Below are 23,554 nucleotides of genomic sequence, written 5' to 3'. Positions count from 1 at the left end.
AACGGTCAGTCAATCGGCAGGGACGAATAATATTGATGTAAATTCAGCGTAATTTCCCGCAGCATCTGGATAAGCAGTTGAGGTTCCTTAACTTGAATCGTGCCTCCATAACTGAGGAGTTGATAGGGAAGATGAGCGTGAATAGCTTTCTCCTGCACTTGAAAATGGGCTTCATACTGTGAGCGCTCTACTAGCGCATGGGCCAGATACCAATGGCCGCACAGGTCGTCCAGCGCTTGCTCACTCCCAGTGATTTTAATGGAAATCAGTTCTTCCGGTTTATCTGCGTCAGGCAGAACGCCTGTGAGAATGAATTGGCGAGCCGAGAAATCGATCGGCCTCTCGAATGTCGTATCCATCTTGGACAACTCCCGGATGCGGTCCACCCGAAAGCTGCGAATTTCGTTCCGCAGATGACAGTGCCCAACGACATACCATTTGTTTTTCCAGCAAACGAGTCCATACGGATCCAGATGGCGGGTTTCTGCTGCCGTACCGTAGCCTTTTTGATAGTGCATGCGCAGCGTGACTCGTTTGGCAACGGCCATCTCCACTTCTTGCAGCAAGTAAGACTCGGCTGCATCCGCCTGCGGCGAAATGACGTCCAGCCCCTGCTCATGAAGATGGATTTGCTCCAATTGCTCCCGATTGGTGTACAACTTAAGCTTGGCAACAGCCTGACTCAGCTTCTCTCCGTAGGGATACCCTGCCTCCAAAGCAAAGGAGGCCGCATGGATAAGCGCCTTCTGCTCATCCAGATCGAAGACGAGAGGCGCCTCGTTAAACTGCCCGAGCAAGCGGTAACCGCCATGATGCCCGGAATCCGATATGATCGGAACACCGCTAGCGCATAACGCATCGATGTACCGGTACACCGTGCGGATGTGAATCTCCAGCTTTGCGGCTAATTGCTTCGCCGTTATTTGTTTATGTGATTTGATGAGCCATAGAATGGCTAGCATTTGATCCGCTTTTGACATTCGGGGCTAGTCCTCCAGGGGATAGTTTCCATGTGGTTTTATCATAGCATGTTCAAGTCTCTTATTCTGCTTGAGCTGAGGTTACTTTTCAAGATTCGATTCGCACGCGCATTCGCCAAAGTGGCTGACTATACGATTCAATTTCAAGTTCCATGTTCCATTGGAAGAATTCCAATGAGAAGGTCTTTTTAGGCTCGTAAATCGGCTTTCCATTGGATGATTTCCAATAAAACCTCTGAAATGAGCCATAATCAAGTCACTTCCAACTATTTCGTTGGAAATGATCCAATGAACTACACGAATAATCTGCCCAGACGACCTGCTCGTTGGATTTACTCCAACTAAACGTTATAATCAGATCTGCATATCAACCTTCCATCAGACCAAAGTGCCTCAAAAAGTGCCTACTGAGTGAAATTAACCGCTATTCCAAACGAATCCTTAACAAATGGGAACTACGATCCCTAATTTCGCAATAATCTACTTATTCAGCCTTCTAAGGGAACTGAGGTCCTCTATTCCACCATTTTCAGCTCGAATAACGGCTTCTCCCGTCAATTAAGACCCTGTAGTTCCCCCCAGTGACCCAAAATCAGCTCATTCCGCTCAAATAGCGCCCTGTAGTTCCGCTCCCCCGCTCCCGCACAGCAGCAAGCACTCACAGGCACATACAAGCACCCTTGATACGTTGCCCCCAACCAACCCAGCATAAAAAAAGCCACCCCCAAGTAGAACACTACACTCTACTCAAAGACAGCCCCAAGCAACATTTCTAAACAGACAGCCGCTCAACCAGCTGATGAGACGCGAGCACAAGGTCGCCGCGGATCGTGCAGGCATTCGGGTTAGCCAGGCTATCCAAGAAATGCTGAACGACACTGGCAAAGCCCCTTCTCTCCAGCACGGTGTCCCAGCTTCCAAAGGAACGTACGCGCGGCGCGGCGCCTTTTTCATAGAAGACCGCCGACTCCAGATTCGTCACCTCGACCGAACGGCCGCTGCCGTGCAGCTCGACTTTTTCCAAATCCACGCCAGCCAGCCTCACCATGCTGTAAGTGCCTTGCGATGAGCCAAAAGACAGTGTACCTGAGGCATGAAGCAGCTTTCCAACTTCATCCACTTGTTGATGAGACGAAGCCACTTCATAGGGGCTCTCCCCCAGCCAAAGCAAAAGATCCAGCATATGGATCAAATCATCATACAACGTCTCTTTCGCGCCGTGACCTTGCTGCTTAATCCGATGTTTAACCGCTGAGCACCAATCGAACCCGCCTGCTTCGCGCAGCCAGTCTCGCGCCTCGAGATAGAGCGGAGCAAACCTGCGGTTAAAGCCCGCTGCAAGGAGCACGCCTTTTCGTTCCGCGTAAGAAGCCATCTCTACCGACTGCTCCCAGTCGTAGGAAAGTGGTTTATCTACATAAACCGCCACCCCCTGCTCCATGCTTTTCATTGCAATTTCATAATGGGTCGGGGTCGGGCTGTGCACGAAAACAGCGTCTAAATCAAGCGCGAGCAGCTCCTCGAGCTTCGTTGCCCCGAATGGGATACGATATTTTGCTTTCATTCGTTCAACGGTTGCCGGTGTGGAGCTCATAATGCCTGCAATGTCTACTTGTTCATTAACGGAAAGCAGGGGCAGATATACTTTTTGCGCGATATCCCCAAGCCCGATGATTCCAATTCTTTTTCTTGTCATTTTGAAAAGTCAGCTCCTTATTTGTTTCCCGAGTACAAGGCGTCCTACCACGAATCCAAGTATCATCAGCACAGCGCCCACAAGTGTTGAAACGCCATAAACCTGCATCCACATCGGGGCCTCCGCAATGAGCTCATATACTTTTCCCCCAACAATCGGTCCTAAAAAGGCGGCAAAACCCGTAATCGCTGAGTACGTTGCAATGTACATGGGCCGTTCACTTTTCGGCGTATCGCCAATTGTAAATGTGAAGACCATCTGGTTAAACCCGCCGAGTCCTACACCCAGCACGATATGAACCGCATAAAGCACGACAATCGCCGGAATGAAGGCAATCGCCCCCCACAACAGACAAGCGAGGGCAATGATCGGTAAAGACCATAACAGCAAGGTTTGCGCTGAATAACGTGCGTTCAGGTTACCCCAAACATAGTAGCTTGCCATCATGACCAACGTATGGACAACGGTGATGTAGGAGACTGTTTCATAATTAATAGCCATGAGCTTTAGCATCACATAGGAAAATAGCGGTACGGTCAAACTTTGCACAAATAAAAATACAGCTAAGAAAATAATCGCTTTTATAAAAGCGCGGTCCTTCAATGGCTTCCCAATCATTCCAATCGGATTCGATTCCTTGGACGGCTCAAAAGGCGGATTCGGATACAAGCAATAAGCCAGTATATTGAGGATCGCGCAAACGCCGACAATCATAAATAAATAGGTAAAACCCTGTCCGCCGGGATATTTATCCAGAATCTGCCCGCCTATGAAAAGGGCAAGGGAACTTACTCCGCCTAGAATTGTATTGCGAATTCCGAAATACCGCCCGCGAACCGGGCCCGGAACCGCATCGCTAATTAGCGAGGTCCATACAACACCGCCTGCGGCATTGCCCAAATGTGCCACCGTATACAGAATGATGTACATCACGACCCACCAATCTTGCGGAAGCAGAAACGGGATCAAACCCACGGAAGCCCATAATAACCTGTGAGAGGAGCCGAAAATGAGGAGCATCCGCTTGCGGTTCCTGAATTTTTGCATCGCTACAGCCATGCCGATTTGGATGATATTCACCACGGTCGTAACGGCTAGTATAAACCCGATCTCCGTCGATGTCGCACCAAGGTACAATAAATAACCGGTCAAGAAAGGACCGCCCAAAAGCTGAAAAATCACAACAGCCGGGAATCCTTCCAGCGTAGCGATGAGGAGACTTTTTCGGTAGTAGGAGCGTTTTTTCCGGGGATTCCACAAGCTGTCCAGCATTTTCATAAGCGTGCTCGCCTCCATTTTGTAAGGGTAAAACCTATTGAAAGATCTAATAGTTTACAAGATATAGGGCGCTTATGGTAAAATGGGACAGACTACCTAATCTATCATGTCAGGCGGGATCATCGACATACTATGAAACCAAACCATTTTGGTCTTATCACAAGCTCAATACTCTTTTTGACCTTTATTGTACTCTCTCTTGTGTTTCAGTCAACAACTTATTTGTATATCGCCAGCGTAGGCCCGCTTCTCATTGTTCCGTTCCTTCCTGATATTCGTTCAGGCCAGTACATCAAGCCGAATCAGGCCAAAGGCGCTGTCCGACTTATTACGATGGAGAACAAAGACAAGTCAGGTTCCGATTTCCTAGTGATCTTGTTCGAGCAAGGTTTTGTTAAATGGGACCGTGGGCAGCTCTATTTCAATCTGGATGATGTCATGAGAGATGTTTATGTCAAACCAGATCCTTTTGCCGCCACAATGACGGTGCTCAAATATGACTTATCCCTGCATCGCAGCAAGAAGGGCTGGGTCGGCATCTCCTTGCCGCAGCTTCAGCAGCGTATGAGCCAGCTCTCTTATACGACGAATGAAATCAACAGAATCGTTATTCAATTATCCGATGTGAATGAGCTGCTGCAAAAAACAGTTTCGCAGCCTGCCGCAGCCGGAAGAAGTGTCGGTGCTTAAACGACAAACGAGGCTGTCCTACGGTCATTGGATGACTTAGGGCAGCCTCTTTTTTATGGAGCCGAATGTTTAAGCCTGTTTCTTGTACTTAATCCAGAAAAAAAGTATGAATGGTAACGCTATGTTGGAAGCGATAAAAAACAATAGCGACGGCAGTCCCGTGAGCGGAACATACTCAGCACCTTTAAGCTGAATTAACAACTGATCACCGATAGGACCGTCAGAGAAGATGATTGCGGATGTTGCATTCCAACCAAGATGGCTGCCCGCTGCGATGGCCATGGAACCCGATTTTGAGTACGCATACGCCCACACCAGTCCCATCACAAAAGTAGCTGCAAACATCAAGATCATGACAGGAATATTGCCGAACAAACCATAAGAGAACCAGTGATAAGCCCCAAACGCAGTTGCCGAAAGAACAATTCCCAATCGAACGCCCAGCCAGCGGATCAGTATGACAAGCAATGCACCTCGAAATAGCAGCTCTTCAAACCAAACAGACTTCAAACTCCACCAACTAGCGGACAAAAATTCAGACCATTGATAGCTTGAATTTACTTCCCAGCCTGCTGACGTAACCATAGACTCTGTCCATTTAACAACCACACAAACGAACAGTCCAATCAGTAAAGCAATTCCAAACTGCCGTAGGCGCAGACCAATGGGATTGTACCCTAGTTTCCACTCTATTTAGATCAAAGAAATCGAAAAAAAGGCTCTCCCTCGGTCATTGGATGACTTTTGGGACAGCCTCATTTTTTATTAAAAGAGCATTTATCTTAAAGAATCGCCGCATAAATAAGCAGCTAGTGTCCGTACCATAACGCCTGTTGCGCCCTTGGGCTCAATGCCCTTGGCTGACCATAACCAAGCTGTGCCGCCGGTATCGAGATGAATCCAAGGCGTTTCTTCGGCGAAGTACCCGATGAAAAGCCCTCCGGTAATAGCTCCCGCCCACCGATCTGAAGAGGCTTGATTTTTAATATCCGCCACATCGCTTTTCAGCATCTCGCGATACTCCGGGTAGTTAGGCAGCTGCCAGAGCTTCTCGCCCGCTTCGCCAGCCGCTTGAAGCAATGGCTTCAGGAACTCGTCATCGTTCGTCACAGCCCCCGTAGCTACATCGGCGAAGGAGATTAAGATAGCGCCCGTCAACGTAGCGACATCGATCAGGCGATTTGCTCCGAGCTTCTTCGCGTAAGTAATTCCCTCCGCCAAGATGATACGGCCCTCTGCGTCCGTATTCAGCACTTCCACGGAGTGTCCGCTCAGCATCTTCACGATATCGCCTGGACGATAGGCCGAGCCGGACGTCATGTTTTCCGCCGATGGAATGACGACGACCAGGTTCATCTTCGGTTTCAACTGCCCGACGATGTGAAGAGCTCCAAGCAGCGTGGCGGCTCCGCCCATATCGCTGATCATCTCTTCCATGCCGTCGGGGCTTTTCATCGAGATGCCGCCGGTATCGAAGGTCACGCCTTTGCCGACGAGGCCCAGCACGTCGGCTGAGTCCGGATCACCCTTGTATTGCAGGGTGATCATCCGTGGCGGGTTGGCGCTGCCTGCGCCAACCGCGATCAGACCGCCCATTCCGCGGGCGGCGATCTCGTGCTCATCCAGCACTTCGCAGCCGAAGCCGTAGTGCTGGGCAAGCTTCATGGCTTCCTCTGCGAGGGTAGCCGGAAGGAGCTTATTGGCCGGGAGGTTCGTGAGATCCCGGGCATAGTTCGTGCCCTCCGCAACCGCCTCAGCGGCTGCGATCGCCGATGCCAGAAGCGCTGCATCCGCAGCCGCTTCTGTGAGCAGTACCGCCCGGCGCAGCTCTGCGCGAGCCGGCTCGTCTTTGCGGTACACCGCGATGCGGTATGTACTGAGAAGCAGCCCTTCGGTCAGCGCCGTGACGGCGGACCGGCTGTCGAAGCCGCTTGGCAGCTTCAGCGCCAAGCTTTCGAGCTTCAGCGCTAGCGCCTCGCGCGCTGCATGCACGGCGGCTGCTCGCAGCGTATCGCGCGAGGTTGCGGGGCCGAGCCCCGCAACGAGCACGTACGCGTACGGCAGCAGCCCGTAGGTGGGCAGCGCCTCGAGCTCGCCTGAGGCGCCCGTGAAGATGCCCTTCGCGCGCAGGCGCTGAAGGGCTTGATCGAGCTGCGGCTCACCGAGGACGGAGTCCTCGCGCAGCTCGGCTTCACTTAGGCAGACGACGATGGCGTCTGCCCCTTGCTCGTTATGCGTGAATGACGTGAACACGCCCGTCGTAATTGCTGTGTTTTTTTCAAACATAGTGTCATTCTCCCTGTTAGCTTAATAAAAAGATGCTGCCTTCTGAATAACGGACTGCATAGGCAGGTGATATGGGCATTTCTCTTCGCAAATCGGCTTCTCTTTGCACGGATCATGGTCAGCACAGCCTACTATTCTATCCTTTTGTCTTTGGAAAAATCCCTCGCCCTTCGGCAGTAAACCAAATTTTTCTCTAAACTTGCTCGAAATCATCACATCTGGAATGGCAATTTCAAGTGGGCAGGAGCAGTAGTTACATCGTCTGCAATCATGCTGACCGAGTTCAACGGCCAATTGTTCGAGCTCTTGACGCTCTTCCGTTCCAACCTCCTGCTCTTGCGCAGCCAGGTTTTCCTGCACTTCCTTCACACTGACCATCCCCGAAATGGTTACATGAACGTTCTGGCTGTACGGATATCGGATGGCCCGGTCAACGGGTTGAATGAATCCACCTGATAGTGGTTTCATCGCAACCTTCATCAAATCCATCTCTGTTGCTTTGGGAATAAGCTCCTCTAAGGCAAAAGGCTGCGCTAAATTCAAGTGAAACAAAATTTGATCGAATTGCCCTTTTGCGATCCATTTCGTCAGCAAATCCGGCCGATGTCCGGAAATTCCGATAAATCGGACTTTGCCTGCTCGCTGAGCTTCCAGCGCGGCTTTGTAAGCGCCTTCGATATCCATAGCCTTTTTAAATTCAGTTACGTAGTTCACATAGTGAATTTGCAGCAAATCGACATGGTCCGTTTTCATACGCACGAGGCTTCGCTCGATCTCCGCCTTCGCCGTTTCATAATCACGCGCTCCTGTCTTCGTCGCCAAAAAATACTCGTCCCTGCGATGCGAAATGCATTCGCCGATGATCTCTTCGCTGTTGCGATAGGCGGCTGCAGTGTCGATATAATTAATGCCGTGATCCAGGGCATAATTCAACGCCTCTCTAGCCTGTTCCAAAGGTACATTGGGAAGATTCATTGCTCCAAAGCCCAATGACGATACGTTATAACCGGATTTGCCGAATCTCGAATACCTCAAACCAAGATCACCCTTCCATTCCGTTAACGAAGATATGAATAATTGCACATGCAACTATTGTAATACAACTCTATCCTACTTTCCACGAGATCGTGCATGCTTAGAGGAACTACAGGGTGCTATATCTTGAGAAAACTGTATATTGGAGTGCGTATGGGAACCACAGGGCGTTATTCTCTCAAAATGGATAGCAATTCGTCGCAAATTAGAAAAGTAAGGGATCTGAGTTCCCTTACATCTACCAAACGCCTGTTTTGCAGCAAATAGTGGCCCCTAGTTCCCCTATCGGAAAATCCATGTAGATATCGCGAGTTGGCTGAGGCAGCCCCTGCCACCTCTCCCCCAAATAAAAACCCTGAGACACTCATCAAAGTGTCTCAGGGTTTACAACTCATCAATCATCCTTGCCGTCCTTCTTCTGTCCCCAATCCCGATTGCCCCAATTCCAATTGAAATTGTTATCATCTGACTTTGGAGTCGATGTCGGCTTTGCCGTTGGTTTCGCTGTCGGTTTGGCCGTCGGCTTGCTCGGGCTTGTTGGTTTAACGGTAGGCTTAACACTAGGCTTAGGGGTCTCTCGTGGCTTTGACGATGATCCATTTTTCGGATCATCGTCATTGTCGTCCTTGCGGCCTGGTTTTAATGCATTTTTGTCATCATCTTCATTATCTTTGCCGTTGTTATCCCGGCCATTGTTATCTTTGCCATTGTTATCTTTGCCGTTCTTATCATCGTTGTTGTTCTTGCCATTTTTGTCATCATCATCTTCGCGACCGTTCTTAACATTCTGGCCGTTCTTGTTATCATTGCGGTTGTTTTTTGGCGTAGGCGTAGGTGTCGGCTTCACGCTAGGCTTGCCATTATTCTCGTTTTTACCGATCTTGGTATTGTTATTATTGCCATTGCCATTTTTATCGTTCTTGTCGTTCTTATCGTTTTTATCATTGCTTGCATTGCTTTTGCCTTTATCTCGGTCATTTTGAATTTGCTGAATTCGCTCACTCAATTTCCCTGATTTTTCATCGGCGACAAGTCTTTGCAGTGAAGACTTATCGATAGGCTTTGATGATGGCACCAGCTTGTCGATCCCGCCGTTTTCTTTGGCCAGCTGATGAATGGACACGCTTTTGATGTCATCCAGCGATACTTTTGCCCCGTTGTCTACGGCATTGAGATAGATGGCATATTTCCCTGCGGATACACCGCTGGCCTTGGCTTCTTGTCTCACTTCTTGCGGTGCTGCGAACGCCGTCACTTCATAGTTTTGGACTTGATCGGGATGCGATTGCTCAATATGCTTGCTCACCTGATTCTTCAATTTGGTGGCAATCGCCTCATCATTCACCGCTGCTTTTTGTTCTACGACTGTAGATGAGATGATAATATCGCCTTCCCCTTTGGCAAGGGCTCCCTGCTCCGCTTTATCTAAGATGTCTGAGGTAACAGCTTCTAACGACTTGCCCTTGTACTCCAAGGTGCTGATTAACTCATCGCCGTCTGAATTTAATCCCTGTAGATCTTGAACAACCTCTTTGTCATCAATCCCAATTTCAACACTTGGGTTGATATCGATGGTTACGTAAGCAACCACTTGGCCACCTGGCACACTTCCCGTTAAAGTGGATACCAAGACGAAGCACACGATAATTGCGGCGGCCAAACCAGATAGAATCCCTATTTGCGGTACCCGGAAGCGTCTTATCGCAGGTGCGAACAGGATTTCTTCTCCTACTTCACAGTTTCGTGTTCCCCTAGGGAGCTTCTCAAATCGACCCTCTGGACTCATGACAATAATGGAGCTGTCACTAATTTCCATTACGATTCCCTTGTTCATGCGCTGTTCTTCCTTTCTTAATGCCGTCCTCATTCTCGAATATGTAAATAATCCCGCAAGTAAGGGTATGGACCGTTGTAGATGAGAGCGATAGCTATCAAAAACTTACGGTTGCGCTCCAAGGTTTTTCTAGAAACCTGTACTTGCTCCAGCAGCTCTTTAATGGGTAGCTGCCGTTTCGTTAGAAGAGTCCGCATAAGTTCCGCATCCTGTGCCAGCGTCCGACCAATGCCGAAAAGCATCTGTCTGGAATCGTCATGTTTAGGAGAGGCTTCCGTCAACTCAGAGAAATCGATATCAAAGTCACTTAAGCAGCGACTGAAATCCATAATTTCACTTCGCCGTTCTTCAAGTCCTTTTTGCTTTTCATAAGCTTCTATGGCTTGATGAACCTCAATCGGATTGAGTAGGTTATCTTCATCATCTTCCTGATCGAATGAACTATAAGGAATCTGTCCTTTGAAACGTTGTTCTTTACGCAAGAAATCAATTAACCTTCTCCGCATGACGGTTTCGGCAAACCCGAGGAAAGATCTCCCCATCACAGAAGAATATTGATTAATGGCTTCATTAAATGCCCCTAAAGCAATGCTGAATTCATCATCCCTAGCCGGATCTATATACCTTTTACAGAACCTGCTTGTCACTTTAGCCACATAGGGCTGATAGTCTGAAATAAATTGATTCCTAAGTCTTAGGTCTCCTGATTGAATTTGATGTATGGTAACCTCAAGGGAAGAGGCATAGGATTCACTTTGACCCTGGGATTCCTTTTTTCCAAGGAACCTTTTGAATAGTACCAGTAGCACCTTTCCACCTCACAGTATAGTAATTTCGTCCTTATGTATATCAATTCGGGGGGTACAACATATGTAAAACAGAAATAAAAAGCAAATTTATTATAACATAGATGTCCAAATGAGCACCTACTGGGAAATAAAACCTCTGTAGCGATTTCAATTTAAACTAGAATCCTTTACAATTATGGTAAGGAGGTGTTTCATTTGGAACAAGGTAATCAATTTGGCAAGTTTCTCGAGACGCTGCGAGGCAAGATGTCCTTGCGCAAGGTTGCCAGCAAAAGCGGCCTGTCTCATGCGTACATTCGAGACTTAGAGCTCGGACGTAATCGTACCACGAATGACATCATCAAGCCATCCCCTGACACCTTAAGGAAGCTTTCGCAAGCTTATCAATATCCTTACACGGATCTTTTAATGAAAGCCGGATATCTGGAAGAAGCGTCATCTTGGCAGACGCCTAACGAAATCCGTTTAGATAATGTCTGGTATGTGGAGTTCGGTACGAAATCGATCAAGTACGTCTCACAAGATGGCTTGGTGGAAGAAAACGTAGAATCACTCGTGGCTTTTACTAGTTTCATAGAAGCATTAATGGATCTTCAATTTGCAAAAATGGATATGCACCTGTTCGTCAATCTGAACAAAATAAAAAAGTATGCCCCCTCAGAAGGCAAACTTTATTTTGATGCTTATGAAGATGGACCTTATGTTACCATCGCTGCCATGGCGCAGATGAAACATCATCAAACCCTTGTGGATTATGTGGCTCGCAATACTGGCGCTACAGCTCAGGCCGATGGCGATGGCCATCCCTTATCGTTGAAAGCTAAGCTCCTTACCTAGCATAACATAGATGAATAGTGCTGTTGCGATACCAAGCATTTGAATCGGCATCAGTGCGCTTAGCACGCTGTTTGGATAGGAATGCCGGTAAATAATTCCAACGATTACGACAATAATGAAAAGATAGAAGCCTGCATTTTCTTTGGTTGGCATTATTCGCGTGTAATGCGTCAAGAACGTAAAACCTAGGCGAAGTTTATGTATTCCTGCAAGAATACCGCATTTCGCGCCTAATGCCAGAAGCAGGACGATAACGAACTCATCCGGTTTATTTTTCATTGCTGCATACGAAGTGAGCGGAGTCAGTTCCCATATCGCATAAACGCCAGTCGATACAATCACAGACAGGATGTATCCGGATAATGCGAGAATGACGGCAGGTATTGGATAAAATTTCCAAACAGTTACTAATAGCACACAGATGATACTTATGTATAAAATAGGCCTTTGGCCTAGGTATGTGACCAACATTCCAGCCAGGAAAGCCAAAGCAATCGGCAACCCGTGCGGCTTTATTTTTTGTCTAAATAGAACCAATGAGAATAAAATCATGGGAACAAAATCAAGACAGGTCAAGATAAATATCGCCCATGTAAACAAATGCTAACCCCTCATTTCTAAGCTTGCTCTTCAGAAATTACATCAATTAACTCTGCAACTAGAATTATACAGGATAATAGACCTTTTGCGTTCAATATGGACTAAGTTGGCTGTTTCTGAGCATAAGCTGACAGAATGCATGGATGGTCTTAGAGAAATGGAGTGCGATGATCGTATGGGGCATCCTTACACCGTTGCCATTGTGGAAGATAATCATTGGGTTGGTAAATTACTTGAAATCTATTGTCAACAGTGCGAATTAGATGTCGTTTCGATCGCCACGGACGGCGAACAATTCATTCGAATGTATGAACAGCTTCTCCCGGATATCCTGCTTGTCGATATTGGCCTGGAAGGCAATCTGGACGGCATTGCCATGGTACAGACTTTACGCAAATCCGGTTATCAGCAGAAGGTCATCATGGTTAGCGGAACGACCAATATCGATCATATCCTCACGAGTTTTCATGACCTGGGTTCTGTTTATTTCTTGTCAAAGCCCGTGATGTTGCCTGAGTTTCAAGCAGCCATCCGCAAAGCCATTACTGAGATTCAATTGGAACGCAGTCATACGCAGCAAACGCCAGGCTCAATGAAAACAAATTGGATTACTGTAAAAAATCAAAAATCGCAGTTACCGATCTCGGAGGAATCGATTCTTTTCATCGAGAAAGAGGACAAGCGATTAACCAAAATCCATCTCAAGAATGGTGCACAGATGGATTCCAGCACCAACTTATCGGATATCCTATCTCAGAGCTCGCCATTGATGTTCAGCCCCTTCAAGGGCTTTCTTGTGAATATGCGGCATGTTGTCAGCTACGTGAAGGACAGCGGATTTCCTACATCCCGTAGATTTCTTATTCACTTGAATCATACATCCATAAAAATCCCTTTAAGCAGAAGTCTGCAAAAAGAATTCGGGCGGTTGCTCCAGGAATTGCATGACCAAGTCTAGACTCATCACAACAAAAAGCCGCCCCCTCTTCCGTTTGGAAAAGATAGCGGCTTTTATCGTTAGAACCTCTACATAGGCTTAGAGGTTTTTTTGTTTTTCAGCTTATCGCGGCGTACACTCAGCATTTTCAATCGTTTCATGAGCTGCTCTTCCCATTCGGCATCCGCTAAGGATTTCGCCACCATGAGCAGATCCAGCGCCATATCGATTTGGCTGCGCACAATATCCATAGGCTCTTCGCCTTCATGATTCACACAATTGTCATGCAGCAGATGGTCCTTCCCATCTACGTATTCTACAAAATCAACCTCGGCAGCCCCATCACCGTGGGCGTATTCCGCCAATATCTCGTATTCGTTCTCTACCAGATAGTGAACCTCAATGTGGTGACATACCGGGCAGAAGAGAATCGGCACATTATGAATTTGTGTACGGATGTGCTTCAATGTACCTTTTGTTCCAATCATACTAGCGCCACAACAAAAACTCATCGATATCACTCCCTTTGCGTTTTCCGTGAGGAAAACTTGCATCATAGCATCATCTTTGTCACCCGGATTAATCCAATATATTCGCCTTAAAAGTGTGAAATTCCTTTTTTACGAGACATCTAGATTTTAGCAATCCACGCATATTTTTCTGTCGAAAAGCGAATGCTTTTACAAGAAAATGATCGCCCGAAATGCGATTGTCCAGAAAAGAGGAAAAGCCTTGAAAACCTCGCCAATCTCGGAGTATGAGGTACCTGGAAGATATTACAAGGACTTACTCCATCTTATGGTTGTAGGTACAAATTCGCTCTATGCATATTGGGAAATATCTGACAGGCGCAGGTGGCTGGTGTCCCAGCATTTTGAATGTGACTTCGGCGCTATGCCGTGTGTCATCCGTTTGTACGATGTGACGCATGTACTCTTTAATGGACATAATGCCCATACCTCCTGGGATACAACCATACCGCCCGAAACTACGCATGCCTACTTGCATCAAGCTGGGGCTAATCGCAGCTATATCGTGGATGTAGGGACGTATACGTGGGAGCATGAGTTTATCCCTTTACTTCGATCCAATTGTGTCTCAACCCCCAAAAATTCGGAAGTGAATTGGGGAGAACCGAGGTGACGATAAGTTTTGATTAATCGCTTGAAATCGAAGCCTGAGATTAAGGGGTATTTCGCCCTCGTCCTGCATGCTCATCTTCCTTATATCAGCCACCAAGGTCCGGACGTTGCGTTGGAAGAACGCTGGTTTTTTGAGGCTATGACAGAAACGTATTTGCCATTATTGGAAGTCATGCAGCAGCTCTCGCAAGATCAAATTGATTTCCGCATGACCTTTTCCATCACTCCGACACTGTTATCCCTGTTTAGCGATCCGTTCTGGCAAGCCAAATATAGGGTTTATCTCCAAAAACTTATTACGCTATCTGACAGCGAACAAGTACGGCTACAACAGGACCCCGTTCTCCTTCCTGCTGCCTACCAGTACTCGCAGAGGTTTCAAAAGCTGCTGGATCTGTACGAGAGTTATGAGGGAAATGTCATTGTCGCCTTCAAACATTTTCAAGAATTAGGTCACATAGAAATCGTAGCATCCGCCGCTACGCACGCCTTTCTGCCTTTGATGCAAACGGAAGAATCCATAAGGGCTCAGATTCTAACCGCGGTGAAAGACTTCGAGCGTTATTTCGATCAAAAGCCACGCGGCTTCTGGTTACCCGAATGCGGCTATACGCCGGGGACTGAGCGGATTTTGAACGAAGCCGGCATCCGGTATATTTTCACGGACGCCACCGCTGTTGCTTTTGCATCCCCTCACCCCCATCGTGAACAGTTGGCTCCGCTGCTGACGTCGACTGACGGCGTGACGGCTTTTCCATGTGATCTAGCGTCTATGCACCAAATTTGCTCGCCTGAGGATGGGTATAGCAGCGACTTTCTTTATCGCGACTATTATTCGGCAAATGATGCAGGATTCAAATACGACCGCAATACAAGTAAAGGCCGGCTCAAAATGCCCTATCATCCCGCACTCGCCTCCGAAAGAGCGGAAGAGCATGCCGATGATTTTCTCAAACATCGCCAAAAACAGGTGCAACAAGCGCTTCGCTGGCTGGATCGAAAGCCGGTTATCGTCTCCTCTTTTCAAGCGGAGCTTTTTGGGCATTGGTGGTATGAAGGTCCCCACTTTCTGGAGCAGCTATGCCGCAAAATGTTTCTCGATCAGACGACGGTGAAAATGATAACGCCCAGCGAGTATCTGGATGAGTATCCTACGGCCGGCGTTGGCCAATTGAACCCCTCCAGCGCAGGCCGGAACCACAGCTCTGAAACCTGGCTGCAAGCAGGCAATGACTGGATTTACCGTCATCTTCATGAAGCGGAGAAGCGGATGATTCACTTCGCCACAAATCAAGAGCATCTTCCTCACGCTGAGACAGCAAACGCCGATGTGTTCAAACGTGCTTTGAATCAAGCCGCCAGAGAGCTCATGCTGGCTCAGAGCAGCGATTGGGCGTTCATGATGGACTCGGCAACCTACGCGAATTATGCCAGCCGCCGGATAAAAAAGCATCTTGGCTGCTTCCATCTGCTTTGTGATCAATTGAATGGCAACCAGATTGATGAGGATTTCCTTGCTGTACTTGAGGAACAAGACCACTGCCTGCCGGATGTCGACTATCAGGCTTTCAGAAGCATCAACCTCCAGTCGCCTATTCCTATTATTCCTAGCAGAAGTGAATGGGAAGATTTACTCGAAGCTACAAAACATCGCCACAATGTGTTCATGCTGGCATGGGAATATCCGCCCAAACAAGTCGGCGGTTTATCGAAAGCCGTCCATGAACTGTCGGAAGCCCTTGCTTCCCTAGGAGAAATCGTGCATGTCATCACGACGTCCTATGACGGCGCACCTTCTTTTGAGAATAAAAATGGCGTCTATGTCCATCGATTGTCTGTTCAGCATTCCGGTGATACATCCTTTTATCATTGGACTTTTGAAATGAATCTCGCCATGACGGATCATCTGGTCAACTGGGTGGAGAACGGCGGCCGCATCGATCTTCTGCATGCCCATGATTGGATGGTTTTTCATGCTGCGAGAGAAATAAAAATGAGTTATAACATCCCTCTGATAGCGACGATTCACGCGACGGAATGGGGAAGAAATCAAGGGAATTTGGGTTCTGACCTACAACGCAAAATTCATCAGTTAGAGTGGAGACTGACTTACGAGGCCAACCGCGTTTTTGTTTGCAGCTCCTATATGAAAGAGGAAGTTGTCCGCATCTTCAGCTTGCCTCCGGATAAAGTCATTGTTCATCCGAATGGCATTCAGCTCTCTCTGGCATCCGGCAAGGAAACAGCAAAACGTCCTCGTGAAATTGCGAAACAGGATAAAGTCATTTTCTATATTGGCAGGCTTGTTTATGAAAAAGGGATTCATACGCTCATCCATGCCATGCCAGGCATCTTAACCCATGTGCCGCAAGCAAAGCTCATCATTGCCGGCTCAGGACCGATGGAAAACGAACTTCGCGGGTTAGCAGCCCATTTAGGAGATCGCGTCTTATTTACTGGCTTCATAGATGATAGCTACCGTACCCAGCTTTATCAATATGCCCATGTTTGTGTCATACCGAGCTTATATGAGCCTTTCGGAATCGTTGCTTTGGAGGCAATGGCCAGTCGGCGGCCCCTCGTACTCTCGGATACAGGCGGTCTGGCTGAAATCATTCGGCATGGCTTGGACGGCTACAAAGCTCTGCCGGGACATGTCGATTCGCTGGCATGGCATATTACCGAAATGCTGCTGCATCCCAAATTAGCCGCCAAAATGGCCGACAGCGCCTACGAGCTGCTGCTGAAAAACTATCAATGGAACCATATCGCTGCGCATGTTCAGGAGGATTATCGCAAACTAACCCACAAGCTCTCCGACATTCCAGTTACAGTAAAAAGTTAACAACTGCAAATGCTTACGAAGCAAGTTTTCTAAAGAAAACTCAAGCACATTCTTACGAAGCAAGTTTTTTAAAGAAAACTCTAAGGAGGTCCCACTATGAAGGCTGTTATTATGGCTGGAGGCAAAGGCACGCGGCTTCGCCCCCTTACCTGCCATCTTCCCAAACCCATGGTGCCTCTCCTGGGAAGACCGTGCATGGCCTATATTATTGAGCTGCTGCACAAACACGGCATCCAGGACATTGCCGTCACGATGCAGTATAAACCTGAAGTGATTCGCGACTATTTTGGCGATGGAGAAGCGTTTGACGTTAATCTCCACTATTTTGAAGAAATGAGTCCACTGGGTACAGCCGGAAGCGTCAAGCAGGCGCACGAGTTTCTCAACGATACCTTCGTCGTCATTAGCGGTGATGCCTTAACCGATTTCGATTTGGAACAGGCGCTCGCTTTTCACAAAGAAAAACAAGCCAAAGCCACGTTACTGCTGACCCGTGTCCCTCATCCGCTGGAATACGGTGTGGTCATGACCGATCAAAACGGCCTGATTACCCGCTTCATGGAGAAACCAAGCTGGGGGGAAGTGTTCAGCGACACGGTGAATACCGGCATCTATATCATGGAGCCAGAGCTCCTGGAGCGCGTGCCGCCGGGCCAGGAATTTGACTTTAGCCAACAGCTTTTTCCGGCATTGCTTCAAGAAAATAGAGGGCTCTACGGCTACGTCAGCAGCGGATACTGGATGGACATCGGCAACTTGCAGCAGTATCGGCAAACCCAGTTCGATATGCTCGATGGCAAGGTACAGCTCCATATCCACGGCACCCAAATCCAGCCTCACGTCTACATCGCAGACGATGTAGAGACCAGTGAAACAGCCCGCGTCGTTGGACCTGCTTTTATCGGTAAAGGGAGTAAGCTTGAGGACGGGGTGGAACTCGGAGAATACTGCATCGTCGGGGAAAATAATCGGCTTTCCAAGGGCAGCAAGCTCACGCGCAGCGTGCTTTGGGACCATAACCACATCGCCCCCCATAACGAATTAGAAGGTTCGACGCTAACCAGCCGCATTGTTTGCAAAGAAGCCTCGTATCTCGGCGAGGGGTCGGTCGTTGGCAATCATGTCATTATTGGGGAAAAGAGCCGGATCGAGCCTCATGTGAAAATATGGCCCCATAAACAAATTCGCGATAAATCCCGCCTTCATACTTCTCATATATGGGGGGAGCATGCTGCCAAAACGCTGTTTAAAACCCGCGGAGTCAGCGGCCTTCCCAATCTGGAGCTAACGCCCGAGATGACCGCCAAGTTCGGCACAGCCTACGGGGCAACCCTTGCTGCCGGCAAAACACTCACTGTAAGCTGCGCCCCGCATACCTTCACTCGTTTGCTCAAGCGTGCTTTGACGGCAAGCTTGCAATCTGTCGGCACGCATGTCATTGATTTGGGAGATTGCCTGGCTCCGGCAGCTTCGTTTGCCATTCGTCACTTGGGCGCCGCAGGAGGTATCCACCTGGATTGGTCAGGCAAGGAGAACGAACGGTGCCTGTTAGCCTGCATGGATGCCGAAGGACTTCCTATCACAAGATCCGCCGAGCGCAAAGTGGAAAACAGCTTTGGGCAAGAGGATTACGGACGGGCATCAATGGAACACCTCGGCAGCTATAAAGATGAAACACATTGGTTTCAGACCTATGTCCGTACGTTGTCTGAAGAAATCGCAGATGAAGGAGAAAAATTGCCCCTATCGAGAATGAAAATCGTCATTGAAGCCAGCCCTTGGCTGCAGCCTTATCTGGTGCCGTTTTTCGAGAAATTGGGACTGGAAGCGATCCATGTGACCACGGCAAATAATCAGGAACCACTTCCCCTGTTCACATCGCTAGCCGGGGCTAACTTGGGCTTGCGCATGTTGGACGATGGCCGCACCTTGCAGCTTGTGACGGAGAAGGGAGCGCTTGTAGATACGGATTTGCAAACCGTTTTCCTATATCTGTGCTACCTGCACAGTCGGCCGGGAGCAACCATTGGCGCTCCCGTCAGCGCGCCTGAGCTCCTGGAGAGCATGGCCGAGGGACTAGGCGCTACAATCATTCGCACCAAGGAATGGGAACGCGCCATTCTAGAAGCCACGGAGCAGGCGCGGATGCATCCTTTGTTTGATTCGCTTTTTGCCGTTGGACTTGTCGTTCTTCATCTAGCCAGAACCGGTTTACCGCTGTCAGAGCTTCTATCCCTGATTCCGAGTTTCTATCTGCACCGCGAGCAAATCGATTGCCCATGGGACTCCAAGGGCGAAGTGATGCGGAGTATGATGAACAAGGCCAAGGACACGCCTGTTGATTTGGTGGACGGAATCAAATTTTATCATGAACATGGTTGGATTTTGCTGCTGCCCGATAGTGAAGACCCTGTTTTTAGGCTTGTCGCCCAGTCTCAGAATCCGGCTCTTGCCGAAGAGCTCGTCCATTCGTACCGAGACCACATTCTAAATGTGTTGCAATAAGCATACTATATGACAGATATATCCATTAGCGGGTGATCCGAAGTCTTAAGATGAAGGGGAGAGCGGCGTGAATATGATTCCAAGTGTTTCCAGGCAGATCGCTTTTGTGCAGTATGACGATCAATCTTCCAGTATGACGGTTCAATATCATACCGGTTTCAAGGCATCTTATACGAATATTAATCAGGATGATTATCTGTTGATTCTGAGTTCTGTCAATCGATATGATTCTTTAATGAGGCTTACGGAGACCCGGTACATGGAAGGTCAACCTCCAATCAAGTAAAGCACATACAGGAGATCTCCCCCTTCTTGAAAGGAGGAGATTTTTCGTTTCCTAGGTGCGTATGCTACAATGTTGTCCGAATGGTTTATCCCATTTATTTCCCATTACGACCTAAGAAAAGGTGAGTCTGATTCCTACTCAAGCTTTCTCTGCCCATTCCAATGACAGGGACACACTCCACTTGCTGGTGCAGTCATCGGCTAATCTTTTTGCTTATTGGCAGCTCTCTTCGAGGAAAAAAAGGATGGTGCAGGATCACTTCGGAGCGGACTGGCTCCTGCTTCAGCCCTCTCTGCGTTTTTATGAAACAACTGTCGAACAAGCCGTCAGCACTCATCTGTCAGATACGATTTCTGAACTCCCCCTTCCACAAGGAGAATGCTGCTTCCTGAACGGTTTTCTACCCGGCCGATTGTACTTCGCAGAACTCGGCATTAAGAATGAGCAGGGACAATTTCTCCCGCTTCTGCGTTCTAATACGATTCAGACTCCCCATATACATACGAATCAAGAATTTCCTTCAAACGTTGCAACACTGGAAAACCAAGTTACCTACAGGCCTGCTGCCGTTTCCATTCAGCTTAAGGCCCCTATAGCTCATGAGTATTTCTCGGCCTACTCGGTGTACTTACCCAAGTGCACACCCCCAGCAGATTCGGAATTCGGAGGCGATCTCGATTGAGCTCAAACGTACACGGTTATGTTGCTTTGCTCCTGCATGCCCATATCCCTTACGTGCGTCATCATAAAGCAGAAATTACGTTAGAAGAACGTTGGTTTTTCGAAGCGGTTGTGGATAGCTATCTGCCTCTCATTGAAATGATGGATCGGCTGCTTGAAGAAGGCGTGCCCTTCGCGCTGACTTTATCCCTTTCTCCGCCGCTGCTTGCTATGCTGGAAGATACCGGCTTGCAGAAACGGCTTCGCAAGCATCTGGCCTCCCTCTGCGAGCTTTCCCAGCGCGAGGTGATTCGCCTATGGGGCCATGCCGACTTCGGCCCCACGGCCAGGCTCTACGCCGATCACTATCATCGGCTGCTTGCTTTGTACGATCGCCTGCGCGGCGATCTGATCGGGAAATTCCGCAGCCTGAGAAGCTCAGGCTGCTTAGAGTTAATAACGTGCGCCGCGACACATGCCTTCTTGCCGCTGGTCAAGAACGACGCCGCGCTGCGCGCGCAGCTTGAAGCCGCCGTCCAGGAATTCAGGCGGCATTTCGGATCTGCTCCGGCAGGCATCTGGCTGCCGGAGTGCGGCTACACGCCTGCCGTGGAGCCGCACTTGCAGGCGCTGGGGCTGCGCTATTTTGTTGTGGATGCCCATGCGTTTGCCACGTCTGGGGCATCCACCAGCCATCCCCTGCGCACACCAAACGGCGCGTGCGCCTACGCTCGGGACCTCGAAGCCGGCGCTCAGGTATGGAGCGCCGAAAGCGGTTACCCGAGCGACCCCAACTATCGCGAATATTACCGCGATATCGGCTTTGATCTCGGCCGCAGCGGCGGGGCCGAGTGGGAGTACTTGAAGCCCTATGTGCTGCCGGACGGCGCACGCATTCATACGGGCTTCAAGTACCACCGCGTCACCGGCAAAGGTGACGCCAAAGCGCCCTATCACCCGGCGCTCGCCGCACAGAAAGCTCAGCAGCATGCTGAGCATTTCGTCGCCAGCCGGGTGGCGCAACTGCGGCGCTGCGCGGAGCAGCAGCCGCAGCCGCCGGTCATCGTATGCCCATACGATGCCGAGCTGTTCGGGCACTGGTGGCACGAAGGCCACCAGTGGCTGGAGGCGGTGCTGCGCGGCCTTGCCGCTGCGCGCTGCGAGACGGCGACATTAGGCGGCTACGCAGCCGCCTATGCGCCGACCACGGCGGCCCCGCTGCCGGAGTCCAGCTGGGGCCGTGGCGGCTTCGCCGAGGTCTGGCTGCAGCCGCGCAGCCAGTGGGTGCATCCGCTGCTGCACGCGGCGGAGGATCGCTTGGTGCTTGCGGCGCATAAGCACCGGAAGCCGGAGCTGCTCAGCGGCCTGCAGGTTCGTGCGCTGAATCAAGCCGCGCGCGAGTTGATGCTCGCGCAAAGCAGCGATTGGACCTTCATCCTGGATGCGGAAACGGTAACCAGCTATGCTGTGAAACGAATCGAGACACATCTCGCTTCTTTCCATAAATTATTAGATACAGTTGACGGTGAAACGGGTGAAATGACAGACAAAGCGCTTTCCGAGCTTGTGCTGACCCTGGAGCGGCAAACGCCTTTTTTACCCGAGGCGCATTACCGTCTTTTTCAGCCCGCTTCATCGATCAGCTTTTTCCCTGATGCCTCCGAGCGTGCATTCGATGGCCCTTCACAGCTTGATTCGCTTAGGCCTCTAAGCGTTCTGATGCTTGCCTGGGAATATCCGCCACGAGTGATTGGGGGTCTCGCCAGAGCCGTTCGTGATCTGTCTGTTCAGCTTGCTGCGAGTGGTCTGGAGATCCATGTCGTCACATGCTTGGCGCCCGAATGCCCGTCCTACGAGCTGCTCGACGGCGTGCATATTCACCGTGTAGACGTATTTTCTTCCGCTGAACCCCTTCATTTCCTGGATTGGGTGTTTCAGATGAACCTGGCCTTCTCGGATACTGTCCAGCGCTTATCCGCTCAAGGACAACAATTCGATATCATTCATGCTCATGATTGGCTCGTCTACTATGCCGCAAAAGAGTGCAAGATGGTCCTGAACCTCCCTCTGCTGGCCACGATTCACGCGACTGAGTCGGGACGCAATCTGGGTAAGCTGGATACGCCCGCGCAAAAGCGCATTCATGCCCTGGAACATAAATTAGCGCACGAAGCCGATCACCTGGTGGTCTGCAGTCCTTATATGCTGCAAGAAGTTATGCACCTTTTTCATACTCCTTTTCATAAAATGACCCATATCCCTAATGGCGTTATGCCATTTCGGGTACCGGGTGCTCATGGTTCAGCGGTTAACCCGGAGCTTTCTCGCGTACTTTCGGTGCCGCATGGAGATGCTGCTCGTCCCATTATCGCTTTCCTCGGAAGGCTTGTTTATGAGAAAGGCGTGCACCTCCTCATTAGCGCCATGCAGCATGTTCACAAGGAGTATCCGATGGCTCAGTTGGTTATTGCCGGTACGGGACCGGAACTTGAAGAGCTCCAACTCTCGGCTGCCCCACTCGCCGACAGTGTCCATTTCACCGGTTTCCTGGACGAATGGGACAAAAACTTGCTATTACACCATGCTGAACTTTGTGTATTCCCCAGCCTCTACGAGCCGTTTGGCCTTGTGGCCTTGGAAGCGATGGCCAGCGGTACACCGCTTATCGTTTCGGATACGGGAGGTCTGTCCGACATCGTAGATCATGGAATTAACGGATATAAGGTTCCTGCAGGCAATGCTGACCTGCTTGCTTGGCAAATTGTTCAGCTTTTACAAAATCCCGCTGCCGCTTCTGAACTTGCCGCTCAGGCTTTGGCCACAATTCACGACAACTTTGGATGGGAGCAGATCGGTGCCATCACAGTTACTTTGTACACGAAATTAATCGCTCACGAGCCGTCATCGGGTATAATCCCGCATCAAAAGGAAATAATCAAATAATATGGACATCTATGCCAAATGAAAGCGCACCCAGTTGAAATTTTCAGAATTTTTTCAAAGAAACATTGATTCCTTGGTAATTATTAGGTAACCTATTGGCAGGCCTTGTGCTCGCAGTGCTCGGTTTTGAACAGATTTTGCACTTGGTTGAACTTACTGAACAATCAAACAAAAGAGTGGGGAAGTGATTG

At 49.3% G+C, this 23,554-nt stretch carries 20 protein-coding genes; 9 read left to right on the top strand and 11 right to left on the bottom strand.

Features of this window, described 5'->3' with window-relative positions; all coding sequences use genetic code 11:
- Positions 1-5: 5 nt before the first annotated feature.
- From AC3WTJ_RS16360 to AC3WTJ_RS16345, 4 genes are all read right to left on the bottom strand, one after another.
- Entirely contained in the window at positions 6-980 is a 975-nt protein-coding gene (locus AC3WTJ_RS16360; protein ID WP_492522651.1) for a helix-turn-helix transcriptional regulator, read from the bottom strand.
- A gap of 554 nt (positions 981-1,534) precedes the next feature.
- Positions 1,535-1,690 carry a hypothetical protein gene (locus AC3WTJ_RS16355; RefSeq protein WP_492522650.1) on the bottom strand — a complete coding sequence of 52 codons (156 nt, stop codon included), beginning with the start codon at positions 1,688-1,690 and terminating at the stop codon, positions 1,535-1,537.
- A 62-nt stretch (positions 1,691-1,752) separates the two neighbouring features.
- Positions 1,753-2,676 (bottom strand): Gfo/Idh/MocA family protein, encoded by a 924-nt coding sequence (locus tag AC3WTJ_RS16350; protein ID WP_492522649.1) that lies wholly within the window; start codon positions 2,674-2,676, stop codon positions 1,753-1,755.
- A 9-nt stretch (positions 2,677-2,685) separates the two neighbouring features.
- Complete coding sequence (locus AC3WTJ_RS16345) at positions 2,686-3,954, bottom strand: MFS transporter (protein WP_492522648.1); 1,269 nt, start codon at positions 3,952-3,954, stop codon at positions 2,686-2,688.
- 132 nt (positions 3,955-4,086) lie between these two features.
- Here AC3WTJ_RS16345 and AC3WTJ_RS16340 point away from each other — a divergent pair, with 132 nt between their 5' ends.
- Positions 4,087-4,644 carry a hypothetical protein gene (locus AC3WTJ_RS16340; RefSeq protein ID WP_407869352.1) on the top strand — a complete coding sequence of 186 codons (558 nt, stop codon included), beginning with the start codon at positions 4,087-4,089 and terminating at the stop codon, positions 4,642-4,644.
- A gap of 69 nt (positions 4,645-4,713) precedes the next feature.
- Here AC3WTJ_RS16340 and AC3WTJ_RS16335 read toward each other — a convergent pair whose 3' ends face one another.
- The 5 genes from AC3WTJ_RS16335 to sigI all read right to left on the bottom strand — a co-directional run bounded on the left by AC3WTJ_RS16335 (position 4,714) and on the right by sigI (position 10,608).
- Positions 4,714-5,229: a CPBP family intramembrane glutamic endopeptidase gene (locus tag AC3WTJ_RS16335; RefSeq protein ID WP_492522647.1), complete on the bottom strand. Its 516-nt coding sequence runs from the start codon at positions 5,227-5,229 to the stop codon at positions 4,714-4,716.
- A gap of 192 nt (positions 5,230-5,421) precedes the next feature.
- A complete protein-coding gene (locus AC3WTJ_RS16330; protein WP_492522646.1) occupies positions 5,422-6,930 on the bottom strand; it encodes a leucyl aminopeptidase in 1,509 nt (502 codons plus the stop codon).
- A gap of 21 nt (positions 6,931-6,951) precedes the next feature.
- Entirely contained in the window at positions 6,952-7,965 is a 1,014-nt protein-coding gene (locus AC3WTJ_RS16325) for an aldo/keto reductase (RefSeq protein ID WP_492522645.1), read from the bottom strand.
- 394 nt (positions 7,966-8,359) lie between these two features.
- Positions 8,360-9,799, bottom strand: a complete 1,440-nt coding sequence (locus tag AC3WTJ_RS16320) for an anti-sigma-I factor RsgI family protein (protein ID WP_492522644.1) — start codon at positions 9,797-9,799, stop codon at positions 8,360-8,362.
- 29 nt (positions 9,800-9,828) lie between these two features.
- The gene (gene sigI, locus AC3WTJ_RS16315) at positions 9,829-10,608 is read right to left on the bottom strand and encodes an RNA polymerase sigma factor SigI (RefSeq protein WP_492522643.1); all 780 of its coding nucleotides are present in this window, start codon (positions 10,606-10,608) and stop codon (positions 9,829-9,831) included.
- Between the two features lie 195 nt (positions 10,609-10,803).
- On the opposite strand from sigI, the gene AC3WTJ_RS16310 reads away from it, so the two are divergent.
- On the top strand, positions 10,804-11,445 hold the full coding sequence (locus AC3WTJ_RS16310) for a helix-turn-helix domain-containing protein (protein ID WP_492522642.1): 642 nt from the start codon (positions 10,804-10,806) through the stop codon (positions 11,443-11,445).
- On the opposite strand, the gene AC3WTJ_RS16305 is transcribed toward AC3WTJ_RS16310, so the two are convergent.
- The gene (locus AC3WTJ_RS16305) at positions 11,416-12,045 is read right to left on the bottom strand and encodes a hypothetical protein (RefSeq protein WP_492522641.1); all 630 of its coding nucleotides are present in this window, start codon (positions 12,043-12,045) and stop codon (positions 11,416-11,418) included. The genes AC3WTJ_RS16310 and AC3WTJ_RS16305 overlap by 30 nt on opposite strands.
- An 85-nt stretch (positions 12,046-12,130) precedes the next feature.
- Here AC3WTJ_RS16305 and AC3WTJ_RS16300 point away from each other — a divergent pair, with 85 nt between their 5' ends.
- A complete protein-coding gene (locus AC3WTJ_RS16300) occupies positions 12,131-13,003 on the top strand; it encodes a LytR/AlgR family response regulator transcription factor (protein ID WP_492522640.1) in 873 nt (290 codons plus the stop codon).
- Positions 13,004-13,071: 68 nt separating this feature from the next.
- Here the strand turns inward: AC3WTJ_RS16300 and AC3WTJ_RS16295 are convergent, their stop codons facing one another.
- A complete protein-coding gene (locus tag AC3WTJ_RS16295; RefSeq protein WP_127455539.1) occupies positions 13,072-13,494 on the bottom strand; it encodes a hypothetical protein in 423 nt (140 codons plus the stop codon).
- Between the two features lie 220 nt (positions 13,495-13,714).
- Here AC3WTJ_RS16295 and AC3WTJ_RS16290 point away from each other — a divergent pair, with 220 nt between their 5' ends.
- The 6 genes from AC3WTJ_RS16290 to AC3WTJ_RS16265 all read left to right on the top strand — a co-directional run bounded on the left by AC3WTJ_RS16290 (position 13,715) and on the right by AC3WTJ_RS16265 (position 23,363).
- Positions 13,715-14,125 (top strand): DUF4912 domain-containing protein, encoded by a 411-nt coding sequence (locus AC3WTJ_RS16290; protein WP_492522639.1) that lies wholly within the window; start codon positions 13,715-13,717, stop codon positions 14,123-14,125.
- 9 nt (positions 14,126-14,134) lie between these two features.
- Positions 14,135-16,969, top strand: coding sequence for a 1,4-alpha-glucan branching protein domain-containing protein (locus AC3WTJ_RS16285; RefSeq protein ID WP_492522638.1), 2,835 nt, complete (start codon positions 14,135-14,137; stop codon positions 16,967-16,969).
- A 96-nt stretch (positions 16,970-17,065) separates the two neighbouring features.
- Positions 17,066-19,474 carry a sugar phosphate nucleotidyltransferase gene (locus AC3WTJ_RS16280; RefSeq protein WP_492522637.1) on the top strand — a complete coding sequence of 803 codons (2,409 nt, stop codon included), beginning with the start codon at positions 17,066-17,068 and terminating at the stop codon, positions 19,472-19,474.
- A gap of 73 nt (positions 19,475-19,547) precedes the next feature.
- Positions 19,548-19,760, top strand: coding sequence for a hypothetical protein (locus AC3WTJ_RS16275; protein ID WP_246069161.1), 213 nt, complete (start codon positions 19,548-19,550; stop codon positions 19,758-19,760).
- A gap of 121 nt (positions 19,761-19,881) precedes the next feature.
- Positions 19,882-20,442, top strand: coding sequence for a DUF4912 domain-containing protein (locus AC3WTJ_RS16270; protein ID WP_492522636.1), 561 nt, complete (start codon positions 19,882-19,884; stop codon positions 20,440-20,442).
- Complete coding sequence (locus tag AC3WTJ_RS16265) at positions 20,439-23,363, top strand: 1,4-alpha-glucan branching protein domain-containing protein (protein ID WP_492522635.1); 2,925 nt, start codon at positions 20,439-20,441, stop codon at positions 23,361-23,363. The genes AC3WTJ_RS16270 and AC3WTJ_RS16265 overlap by 4 nt, the downstream gene beginning before the upstream one ends.
- The last annotated feature ends 191 nt before the right edge of the window (positions 23,364-23,554 follow it).

The sequence above is a fragment of the Paenibacillus sp. FW101-FHT12H11 genome, assembly GCF_058790355.1.
Note: the sequence above shows the minus strand (reverse complement) of the source record. Positions and strands in the feature narration are given on the sequence as shown.